General features: G+C 41.6%; 18 protein-coding genes. 8 read left to right on the top strand and 10 right to left on the bottom strand.

Annotated elements, in window-relative coordinates; genetic code table 11:
• Window positions 1–64: 64 nt before the first annotated feature.
• From FTU29_RS16625 to FTU29_RS16580, 10 genes are all read right to left on the bottom strand, one after another.
• Window positions 65–475, bottom strand: a complete 411-nt coding sequence (locus tag FTU29_RS16625; protein WP_373423641.1) for a DUF1064 domain-containing protein — start codon at window positions 473–475, stop codon at window positions 65–67.
• Window positions 447–881 (bottom strand): hypothetical protein, encoded by a 435-nt coding sequence (locus FTU29_RS16620; protein ID WP_180122961.1) that lies wholly within the window; start codon window positions 879–881, stop codon window positions 447–449. Before FTU29_RS16620 ends, FTU29_RS16625 begins: the two co-directional genes overlap by 29 nt.
• A 238-nt stretch (window positions 882–1,119) precedes the next feature.
• Complete coding sequence (locus FTU29_RS16615) at window positions 1,120–1,398, bottom strand: hypothetical protein (RefSeq protein ID WP_180122959.1); 279 nt, start codon at window positions 1,396–1,398, stop codon at window positions 1,120–1,122.
• On the bottom strand, window positions 1,395–2,252 hold the full coding sequence (locus tag FTU29_RS16610; protein WP_180122958.1) for a hypothetical protein: 858 nt from the start codon (window positions 2,250–2,252) through the stop codon (window positions 1,395–1,397). The genes FTU29_RS16615 and FTU29_RS16610 overlap by 4 nt, the downstream gene beginning before the upstream one ends.
• Window positions 2,245–3,039, bottom strand: coding sequence for a YdaU family protein (locus FTU29_RS16605; RefSeq protein WP_180122956.1), 795 nt, complete (start codon window positions 3,037–3,039; stop codon window positions 2,245–2,247). Before FTU29_RS16605 ends, FTU29_RS16610 begins: the two co-directional genes overlap by 8 nt.
• Window positions 3,039–3,278, bottom strand: coding sequence for a hypothetical protein (locus FTU29_RS16600; protein WP_180122955.1), 240 nt, complete (start codon window positions 3,276–3,278; stop codon window positions 3,039–3,041). Before FTU29_RS16600 ends, FTU29_RS16605 begins: the two co-directional genes overlap by 1 nt.
• Complete coding sequence (locus tag FTU29_RS16595) at window positions 3,275–3,688, bottom strand: hypothetical protein (protein WP_180122954.1); 414 nt, start codon at window positions 3,686–3,688, stop codon at window positions 3,275–3,277. The genes FTU29_RS16600 and FTU29_RS16595 overlap by 4 nt, the downstream gene beginning before the upstream one ends.
• The gene (locus tag FTU29_RS16590) at window positions 3,685–4,341 is read right to left on the bottom strand and encodes a phage antirepressor KilAC domain-containing protein (RefSeq protein ID WP_180122953.1); all 657 of its coding nucleotides are present in this window, start codon (window positions 4,339–4,341) and stop codon (window positions 3,685–3,687) included. Before FTU29_RS16590 ends, FTU29_RS16595 begins: the two co-directional genes overlap by 4 nt.
• On the bottom strand, window positions 4,329–4,649 hold the full coding sequence (locus FTU29_RS16585; RefSeq protein WP_180122948.1) for a ribbon-helix-helix domain-containing protein: 321 nt from the start codon (window positions 4,647–4,649) through the stop codon (window positions 4,329–4,331). Before FTU29_RS16585 ends, FTU29_RS16590 begins: the two co-directional genes overlap by 13 nt.
• A 54-nt stretch (window positions 4,650–4,703) precedes the next feature.
• Window positions 4,704–4,925: a hypothetical protein gene (locus FTU29_RS16580; RefSeq protein ID WP_180122946.1), complete on the bottom strand. Its 222-nt coding sequence runs from the start codon at window positions 4,923–4,925 to the stop codon at window positions 4,704–4,706.
• A gap of 142 nt (window positions 4,926–5,067) precedes the next feature.
• Between FTU29_RS16580 and FTU29_RS16575 the strand changes: the two genes are divergently transcribed.
• The 8 genes from FTU29_RS16575 to FTU29_RS16540 all read left to right on the top strand — a co-directional run bounded on the left by FTU29_RS16575 (window position 5,068) and on the right by FTU29_RS16540 (window position 9,990).
• Complete coding sequence (locus FTU29_RS16575; protein ID WP_257226954.1) at window positions 5,068–5,784, top strand: XRE family transcriptional regulator; 717 nt, start codon at window positions 5,068–5,070, stop codon at window positions 5,782–5,784.
• 295 nt (window positions 5,785–6,079) lie between these two features.
• Window positions 6,080–6,436, top strand: a complete 357-nt coding sequence (locus FTU29_RS16570; protein WP_180115157.1) for a hypothetical protein — start codon at window positions 6,080–6,082, stop codon at window positions 6,434–6,436.
• A complete protein-coding gene (locus FTU29_RS16565) occupies window positions 6,433–6,867 on the top strand; it encodes a hypothetical protein (protein WP_180122944.1) in 435 nt (144 codons plus the stop codon). The genes FTU29_RS16570 and FTU29_RS16565 overlap by 4 nt, the downstream gene beginning before the upstream one ends.
• Window positions 6,864–7,871: a hypothetical protein gene (locus FTU29_RS16560; RefSeq protein WP_180122942.1), complete on the top strand. Its 1,008-nt coding sequence runs from the start codon at window positions 6,864–6,866 to the stop codon at window positions 7,869–7,871. The genes FTU29_RS16565 and FTU29_RS16560 overlap by 4 nt, the downstream gene beginning before the upstream one ends.
• An 11-nt stretch (window positions 7,872–7,882) precedes the next feature.
• Entirely contained in the window at window positions 7,883–8,764 is an 882-nt protein-coding gene (bet, locus tag FTU29_RS16555; RefSeq protein WP_180122940.1) for a phage recombination protein Bet, read from the top strand.
• On the top strand, window positions 8,745–9,365 hold the full coding sequence (locus FTU29_RS16550; protein ID WP_180122938.1) for a lambda exonuclease family protein: 621 nt from the start codon (window positions 8,745–8,747) through the stop codon (window positions 9,363–9,365). Before bet ends, FTU29_RS16550 begins: the two co-directional genes overlap by 20 nt.
• Window positions 9,362–9,646: a hypothetical protein gene (locus FTU29_RS16545; protein WP_257226953.1), complete on the top strand. Its 285-nt coding sequence runs from the start codon at window positions 9,362–9,364 to the stop codon at window positions 9,644–9,646. The genes FTU29_RS16550 and FTU29_RS16545 overlap by 4 nt, the downstream gene beginning before the upstream one ends.
• Window positions 9,646–9,990, top strand: a complete 345-nt coding sequence (locus tag FTU29_RS16540; protein ID WP_180122936.1) for a hypothetical protein — start codon at window positions 9,646–9,648, stop codon at window positions 9,988–9,990. Before FTU29_RS16545 ends, FTU29_RS16540 begins: the two co-directional genes overlap by 1 nt.
• Window positions 9,991–10,090 lie beyond the last annotated feature (100 nt).

Genomic DNA, 10,090 nt, shown 5'->3' with positions numbered 1-10,090 from the left:
TAATACCCTTAGTCAACCATTCAAACGGTTCAAATTTTTCTGCTATTGCATTCATCCCAATCCCTCAAACTTCTCTAATATCGATATCGTGTACTGTTTTCATTAAGTGTTTCTTATTGCGATAACTTGGTAAATTTCTCGTTCCCGGCGACTTCACATCCTCAACAATGAATTTCCCGTTTTCGATGTATGTGAAATCCGCGTAATACCTCAATTCAGGTTTTGCCCTTTTCTCGCCTTCCAATTTCACCTTAGGTGCCAAGACAAATTTGACCTGACACCGTAACTCTGAAATTTCACCCCTTTGCATTCGCGCTGTAAGCTCGATATAGCGCTTGTACTCTTTGACGCTATCGAACTTCATTCCATCCTTTTCAATGCGCTGTGCGTTATATTTGCTGCGCCCTGACTTGGATTTAGTCTTGGGCGCATATTGTTTATGGTATTCAGCGAGTGAGATGCTGGTCCCTGTCACCTCGTAAAGCCAAGCAAGCTAATTGCTCAGCTAGATCAAAAGCATCACATTTTCCCGAATAATATGAATCAGCATTTTTCTTGTATTCATCCTCTGCAACCTCGTAATTATTTGAAAGCTGCACCACAAGATTTTTAATATTGGATTCCAGCAACTCCACACGTTTTTTCTTCTCGATATAACAAGCCTCCATGTTGTTGAGCTGGGCTTTTAGGTTGTCGATGATGGTTTGTTGGTGATTCCAACATGCTTGCCACAATTCAAATTCTTTTTCAAAGTCACTAAAAGTCACATACCTCTTACCAAAGATTTCTTCATGGTGATCAAATTGATCTCTTAGCTCTTCATAATCAATATTCAGCAACCCTGCCTGATGTCGCTCAAACCGTTCTCTTAATTCACTCATCCCTCAATCACCCTCGTCGTCGGCGCAATATGATTCCGTATGTCTGATACACGATCAGTGCGGTCGTGGTCGGCAATGGCAGTACTAAGATCATCGTACGTAAACCCCTCACTTGATCTGTGCCACATCCCATTTATGACTGTGAACTTCATATCATTAGGACAGCCAAAATTTTTAAGCATCCCTAGTAAATTGCGTGCCTGCTCTAATCCATGGTCTTCAATAAATTGCTGTGCTTTCATCCCTTCACCCCAAATAGTTGTTTTGTTTTATTAGTAGCCGTAAAACCCGCAGGTGATGCATCATCGCGCTGCACATAACCCGCTTGGGTTAATTGATCCAAGTAACGTTGTACACTTCGCTTGGTGCCACCCACCAAAGCCAACACGTCTGCAACGCTTGATTTCCCACTTTTGGATAACATGTGGCTTAAAACCACAATCATTTTTTCGCCTTGAGCTACCGCATGTTGTGAGCGACACCAATCCACGGTTTTATTGTCATGTTGATCCTTCACACCCCACCTCCTACACGTTGATCCTCTTCCATAAATCTCAAAGCAAATGGGATCTTCTTGTTTTCAAAACCAAGACTCGCTTTGTATTGCTCAAAATTATCGAATGGATCTACATGCTCGAATTCCATGCTTTCAACTTCCTGAGGGTCTTTCAAAACCTCGATCATCTTGTTTACGGGTTCGCGCTTGATCAGATCTTGGATTTTCGCTAACGCTTCTTGAGCAGTTGTTTTGAATTTCTGAGCGTCTTGATTTAGCTCTGAGCTTGATTGCTTGTATTCAAGTTGTGCAGCTGCTTCAGGTGCTGGTAGAAATCCTTCCAATTGAGCCTGTTGAATTGCTGCAATCTGCTGATCCTTATCCACACCAAGACTTGTTGTGTAAACCGGTTTAACCCCAAGGTCTTTCGCTTCTGTAACCAATCGCTCATACACAGCAGTAAAGATCTTTTTAGCTTCAGCCAATTGATATTTATCACCAGTAGCAACCAAGTCAGCACACTTCTCAAATGCCTTTGCTGCTTGTTCAGTCCACACCACTGTCAATTCGCGACCAGTACCCATTTCGATTGAATTTTTCGCAATAGCCCAAGCTTCATGCGCATCAAGCCATTCTTCTGATTTAGGCTCACACCAATCTCTGAATTCAGGAACTGTTGGCGGCCACTTTTCACGTTTCATACGAGCCATGCCACGAGTAAAATCTTCAACCGTCAAACCTTGGTAGTTTTCAAGCATCTCTTGAGCGAGTTCAGCGATATCAACACCTGTCCACTGGTCCGCAAACTTCTTGCCGTAGTTCACACGCATTTTGTTGATCAGACGCATAACGTCCTGAGTAGTGATGTTAGGCATTACCCACCTCCTGAATCACAAACGGCTTTTTTGGCGTTACATCAATCGCCTCACCTGCGAGAGCTTCTTGAATACCTTGCTTCCAACGATCCATTTCAGATGCGGTGCGTTGTTGAGAGGTTTGTATTTGAGGCTTTGCTGCATTCTGTTTTTCAGAATCTTGATTTCGCATAATCCATTGAACAAATTTCACCAATGCTTTGTTGGCAACCATGTGTTGATCTGCGTAGTACAACTCGAATTGTGATTGCAGTTGATCAATGTATTTCTGATCTACTTCAAACCGACCTGCCATTTTCAATTTCGTGTTCACCGTGTTCAGGTCAAACGTATATTTATATTGGTTATTGGTTAATGGTTCTTGGTTAATGGTTAATGGTTTATGGTTAAGGTTTTTTTGGGTTTCATTTTCAGAACCCAAATTAACCGACTGGGTTTCTTGTGGGTTTTGCAAGTCCTTGTTTTTTGGTGGTCGACCACCTTTTTTCCCATTTTCACGATTTTTATCGGCATGAGCCTGATATCCAGCGATTTCAGCATCACAACGTTTATTGTGAAAACCGTCTTCTTGCTCAATAAAGAAGTCAGAAAGCACATTTAAAACAGCTTGCTTTTCCTCTTCGGTATTTGCACGTAACCGACGAAAAACCACTTGGGTTTCTTTGGGTAATGGTTTTTCGTTTAAGTAATAAAAATCCAATGCACGACGGTAAAAACATTCTTCAAGGGCATTCAAGTGAACTGTGTCACGCATGAAATCGCCAATATGGTGTAGGTATTTATGCATTAGTTACACTCCACACATTCATTATTCTTAACTTTACGCACCAAACCACCACATGCCTTGCACGACTTGGTATGCATATACGTTGTGCGACCCATTGAGCGCGCATTGCTTCGATTCTTTTGATGCTGTGGAATGTCAGCACGGTCTTTTGATTCACCGAATGAGAAGTGACCACGCTCAACACCAAATACAGAGTTAAAGTCGGTACTGAAACGGTCTTGGAATAGAGAGTCGATCATGCTGCACCTCTATTTACCTGACGCATCCAAAGATCACGGCCGATTGTTAAGCATAGGTCGCACTCACAACCAAAAGAATAGCTGTCGGCAGTTCCACAAACCCTTTCTCTTTCGATCATCTGTTCTTCAAATCTTTCTATGTCTTCGTCAGAGCCACTCTCTTTTCTAATGAGTCCGTAACCCATGTTGTACCCGCGCATAAATGCACAGCAAATTTCGCATCTGCATTTCTTTGCATACGCACTATGTGTGCCGTGCTTAACTGGTTTTGGACCCACCAACTCAGGAAGGTTTTCTTGTTTTCTGGCTTTGCGTTCCGCTTCGTATTTACGCTTAGCATCACAACAATCAAGACAGCGGCATTTATGGTGCTGATAACCACTATTTGTGCCGTGAGTTAATCCTCTCATGCCGCCACCCCTTCACTTACTAGCTTCTCAATTACCCATGCTTCACCTTTGGTTGTGAACATTGGTTGAGAAAATCCAAGCTCAGTTTGCTTAAGCTCACCAAAACCCTTATCGATAAACCATTGTTGGAATACGCGAGCACGCTTCACACCACGACTGTATACGCTTAGTAGATCAAGCTGCTTATTCATAGCTACGGCAGACATTCCAATTTTTTGAGCTACTTGTGTGGCATTAAGTAAAGTTGCTCGCTCTACAATTGTGTCGAAGTACTGGACTTTTGGTGCTGCAAGTTCGAGTTGTCGCGCTTGATCTGCTGCGAGTTGAAGTGCTTCAGCAAATGATTGAGGTAATTTGGCTTGAGCATTTTCAAGCTCATACCAACGCTTTACTAAAGCCGCTGTGAATTCAGGACTAAGCTGAGCAACCACAGTGATGGAATCCATCCTTCCTTGCTCGCCTGAAAAAACGTAAACTTCAATTTTGTAGATTCGACTATTCGCTTCTTTTTCTACAACCGCCATTGGCGGACGTGCTATGACACCACGCTCAATCAAGCGATCTATCGAGCGCTTTACATCGTCATGACGAGACTGAACAAGCTCGGAAATTTCCAAGCTGATCATTTGATTTTTCTGTGTTAAAATTTCCATGTATTTAATCCCCTAGATTGTTTACACAAAGGCTCAGTAGTTCGCGCTACTGGGCTTTTTTCGTTTTCACACGATGTATTCACTGTATTTGTGGTATTACCGAATGCTTTGCTGAGATACTCATGTTGTTTCTTGAATTTCATGAGCTTTTCTATGGCAGCATCACGAATCCACTCTGAACGCTTTACATCATCCATGGCAGCCAAAGCGTCAATGGCTTGCAGTGCTTCATGCGTCATTCGCACAGATGTAGAATCGGTTTTCTTTCCGTTTATATCCAGAAAACCTAAATTTAAGGCTTCTTGCATTTCGTCAACTCCCACTGGTAAGACTCCCCTGGTCCTTGGTTTGTTTTTGTGTGATTACGCAACATTAATTTCTTTAAAGTGCTCTTTTAGGCTTGGACGTAAATCCAGTGCGCTGAACTTATTACCTGTGGCTTTTTGCGCACGCAGCGCAGCCTCAGTTGACAATTCCCCGAGCTTCAAAGAATGGCTTAGTGTTGGTTGTGTGATGCTGATTGCTTTAGCTGTTTCTTTTTGCCCGCCAAAGTAATCAATCAGACTTTGTACTTGAGATGACATATAGACCCCCTTATAGGTTGTCTATATAAAATATAGATCAATCTATCTATAGTCAACAATTTTAAATAGATTTGTCTATTTTTATGTAATTCCTGAACTTAGTACAAAAGAATAATTTCTATTACAATATAGAGAGTTCAATATGTTGTTTAATGATATGGATAAGCCTTTAACTCAAGCTGAGCGCTTAAAAGCATCTCGACTAAAAGCTGGTTACACTCAAAAGCAAGTTGCTGAAGGTGTAGGTATGAAACAACCCTCATACAGCCATTTAGAGAAAGTGGATTTTGTTAATTCGACTAAATTGCCTGAGATTGCACAATTCTTAGGTGTGGATGTTTATTGGTTAAAGAGTGGTGTTGGAACGTCAGATGTTGACGCCAACATACGCCAAATGCTTGAAAAGTCACCCAATATTGTTATAGATTCTCCAGAAATAGAAGATGATAAAATCTGGATAGATTTAGTGAACATTAGATTCTCTTGCGGTGAGGGTGAAAGCATTGAGTTCCATTATGATGATGTTATTGGTAAGCGCGGGATTCCAGCTCAGATATTTAAAAAACACAACGTAAAACCTGAGAATGCGAGAATGGCAATTGCTCACGGCGATTCACAAGAGCCTTATGTTTGTAGTGGCGACGAGTTTGCAATTGATACTTCTGACACGACGGCTCGTGATGGTGAGTTTTATGCTGTCTATTTCCAAGGTGAAGCAATGCTTAAGCAGATCTTTAAAGAAGATGGCGGCAAACTTGTATTACACAGCCTTAATAGCAAGTACAAAGACAAGGTTGTAAATGACAGTAATGGTGCTGGCTTTAGAATTATTGGCAGACAATTTTATAGAGCTGGTTAATTTTGGAATAGACAACTAAATCACATAATTATGAGAAACTAATCAAATTATAAAAAACGCAAAGTAATTAACTAAATAGCCCGCCTAGTGCGGGTTTTTTCATGCTTTTTTGTAAATTTTAATATTATTTTATCTATATTAATTAGGTGCTTAATAGACAAAGATAGATTAAATATAGAAATATATAGATTTGTCTATTGACCAATAAAATAGATTTGTCTATATTTGTACTCGTAATCAATAAAAAGCCCCGAACAATCTTGGCGGATGCGGGGCATGAACTACGGGGACCATTATGGATAGTAACAAGAAACAAATCAAGTTTGCTGGTAGTGCTCTTGCGCTTGCAGCATTCATTGTTGGTGCATTTTCAATATCACCTGCCTCCACTACCGCACCGATTGACGACAATCAAGTTGTCGTTACAGGTGAAGTAAAGCTTAAGCAAAAACTTAAATTTTGTGCTGAACAATGCCCTGCGCTAATCACTATCGGTGATTACGAAGTATTTGTTGAATATGGGCTTGATGGTGAGTCAATTCGCTATATGGAACCAATGAGCGTTTCCAAAGATGGCATTGAAGTAAATGCATACATCGATCAGGTGGATATTCAAAATATTAACGCTGCGATTTTGCGAGGCGATCAATGAACATCAAAGCTAACACCTTAATCCTTGCCCCTGTCTTCCCTGATTTTGAAGTGGCTGAAGACATTGTTATTCATGACGGCAAGGTCGAATTCACGCTTCAGTATCGCTTCGACTTTATCAGTGATGCGTCTATCGAATGCAGCATGCCATTACTTGAGTGCACACAAGGTTTTGCAGTTGGTGATTCAGATCCACAAAACTGCCATGAAATTGATATCCCAGCTTTTAAAGCAATTGAAAACACACTGGTAACTGTAATGAAAACTGATGCTGTGGCAACTAAAGAAGGTAATGAATTTGTCTTACTTCCTGAGCAGTTACGTGCGTTGAATGTGTTGATTTTTGCGTGGTGCGAAGAACAGTTTTTAAAAGAATCTGAACAGCAAGCTACTTATGTTGCTGAGGATATGGCAGAGGAGATTTACGGATGAATGCGAAACTAGAAATCGTTGCTGTTGAACAACCTGAAATTATCGAAGCTTTCAAAGTTGAAGGCGGTACAAAAGCTTTGTTTGATCGTGTCTCTGAAAATGCTCGCTCTGTTGTATTTGATATGAGTGTTAAGAAAGATCGTGAATCACTTAAGTCGTTCGCTTATAGCCTTGCTCGAATCAAAACCACAGTAGACAACCATGGTAAGGAGCTTGTTTCAGGTATTAAGCAACAAGCTGTAGTTATTGATGCGGATCGTAAATTTTGGCGTGACAACATGGAGTTGCTGCAAGACGAAATCCGCAAGCCGTTGACTGATTTTGAGCAAGCTGAAAAGGATCGTGTTGCGAAGCATGAAGAAGCTGTTCAATTTATTAAAGATCACGCACCTGAAGCTGATGCTACTTCGTTAAAGTTAAAAGGCGATATTGAGTTTTTGGAAGAACTTGAGATTGGTTCGCAGTATGAGGAATTCGAAGAACAAGCCAAGCTTGCCAAATTTGAAACACTGGAAGCATTACGCACTGCCCTTGCTAACCGTGAAAAATACGAAGCTGAACAGGCTGAACTGGAGCGCCTTCGCATTGCTGAGCAGCAACGCATTCAGCAAGAACGCGAAGCAAAAATTGCCCGTGAAGCTGCTGAAAAAGCAACACGTGAAGCAGAAGAAAAAGCACGCCTTGAAGCTGAGCGCGTTCAGCGTGAAAAGATTGAATCAGAGCAGCGTGAAGCTCGATTAAAAGCTGAAAAAGAAGCTGCTGAATTGCGCGCTGCACAAGCTGCTGAAAATGAACGTAAGCGTATTGAAGCAGAGCAATTTGCACAGGCAGAAGCTGCACGTAAAGCAGCTGAAGCGCGTGAAGCTGATGTGGCCCACAAAAAGCAAATCTGTAGTGAAGCGCTTAAAGGTCTGACTGATCTTGGTGTGAATGTTGATCAAGGTAAAGCCATTCTGAACGCAATCAATAAAGGCTTAGTGCCTCATGTTTCGATCAAATTTTAAGGAATAAGAGTATGAATGCAGTAGCTCAAGTTGAAAGCCAATTAGGCTTATCAATCAAAGATTATGACCTTGACGAATCGATGTGGTCTGCCCTTACATCTTCGATCTTTCCAGGTGCAAAACCTGAGTCGATCATCATGGCGGTTGAGTATGCGAAGGCACGTAATCTCGACATCATGAAGAAGCCTTGCCATATCGTACCAATGAGTGTGAAGGACTCTAAAACAGGTCAATCACAATGGCGTGATGTGATTATGCCGTCTATCACTGAGCATCGAATTACCGCAACACGTACCAACCAGTATGCAGGTCAAGATGCACCAGTATTTGGGCCGATGGTTGATATTAAGTTTGGCAATGTTGTGCACACGGTTCCAGAGTCATGCACCGTGACTGTGTACCGAATCATCCATGGCGACAAGGTTCCGTTCTGTCACACTGAGTATTTTGAAGAAGCATGCGCCACTGTTAAGGATGGTGGCCTGAACTCAATGTGGACGAAGCGCAAGCGCGGCCAATTAGCTAAATGTGCTGAAGCTGGTGCTTTGCGCAAAGCCTTTCCAGAGGAGATTGGAAACGAATACACAGTCGAAGAAATGCAGGGTAAGGAAATTACGGTTGGTGGATCTGAGTTGTTTACTGACACTCAAAAAGCAATTGGGAGTTCGGTGCCTGCTGACTACCAAGAATTTGAGGATGAGTTTTTATCTCATCTTCAAAATGAGGCGCAATACGGATCAAATCGACTTCAGGAGGCTTATATCGCCTTACCTAAAGGTGATTGCAAAAAACACTTCTGGACCACTCACTCAGCAAACTTAAAGCAAATCGCTGAACTTGCTGACCAAGCATTAGCACGCCAAGGAGAAACTTATGACCATTCTCCAGCGTAGTGAAGGTTGGTTTGCAGATCGCTGCGGTAAAGTGACTGCAAGCCGCATTAAAGATATCGGCGCAAAACCTGTTAAAGGCAAGAAATACAACGCCCTAACATTAACAATTCTTTCTGAGCGCATTACTGGCGTTCAGGAGGAAACCCCAACCTCAAAAGCAATGCAATGGGGTATCGATCAGGAAGAAAATGCGATTGCTGCTTATGAAAATGAGACGGGTAATTTTGTTAAAGGCACAGGGTTAGTTGATCACCCGGTCATTAAATTAAGCGGTGCATCGCCTGATGGATTAATCAATTTAGATGGTCAAATTGAGGTTAAGTGCCCTGCTACAACAACTCATTTGAACACACTACTCACTAAAGAAGTGCCTGCGGAATACATCCCGCAAATTACTTGGCAATTGGCGTGTACTCGTCGCAAATGGTGTGACTTTATTAGTTTTGATCCTCGCCTACCTGAGCATTTGCAACTTGTGGTTATTCGGGTATTTGCAAAAGATTTGGACATTACAGGTGTTGAGCAAGCAGTCATTAATTTCAACATTGTCGTCGATAAAGCAATGACTGAGTTGAATGCAGAGTATGAGGTGGCAGCATGATCTTCCGCATTAAAAATAAACATGCCGACGGCTTCAAAATTTGGTTAGAGAAGCTTGGTTATGTGAAGAAAGTCCTTGCAGATGGTAGCTGCACTTTTAGTGGTAAAGGCACCCGTAAGGCTTTGAGCTATGTGTTTGTAAAGAATGATTTAACGGGTAATTCTGCATGCCAAGCGTTATTTGATGAATATGAAATGCACTTGCGCATCCCTGCTATATCAGATGAAACGAATGAAAATTTAGCGCGTGTTGTGGCTAATCAAATATTGAAGGTGGCGTAATGGAATTAAAACAATTAGAACCGGCTGAAATTGTACGTAGCGAGATGGGTACTTGGACGCATCCAGAATATTCAAAATATTTAGCAGAAAAATTTGATGGTGCTGAATGGATTGATCAAAAAGACTGGGATGAATTAAAGCGCCATTTCAACATTGATACAGTGACTTTATGGATGGAAGGTTGTGTAAACGGTGATGATTGGGAAGCCATGATGGATGATTGTGATATCACCAAGTGGGACCCAATTGCACCAAACGGATTCTTTTTAATAGATATTCATTTTAGTGAAGATGATGCATACGCATTGTTTGCCCGTAATAAACGTGAAGTCGAGGTGGCGTGATGGATATTCAGAAAGAAAGAGAAGCGTTTGAAAAACATGCCAGTAAATTTTTTACTGATTCTAAAGAAGCTTTCAAAACTAATGGTGATCAGTATTTGTA

Origin of the sequence: Acinetobacter sp. YH12086 (assembly GCF_013419345.1) — a bacterium.
Taxonomy (GTDB): Bacteria; Pseudomonadota; Gammaproteobacteria; order Pseudomonadales; family Moraxellaceae; genus Acinetobacter; species Acinetobacter amyesii.
Note: the sequence above shows the minus strand (reverse complement) of the source record. Positions and strands in the feature narration are given on the sequence as shown.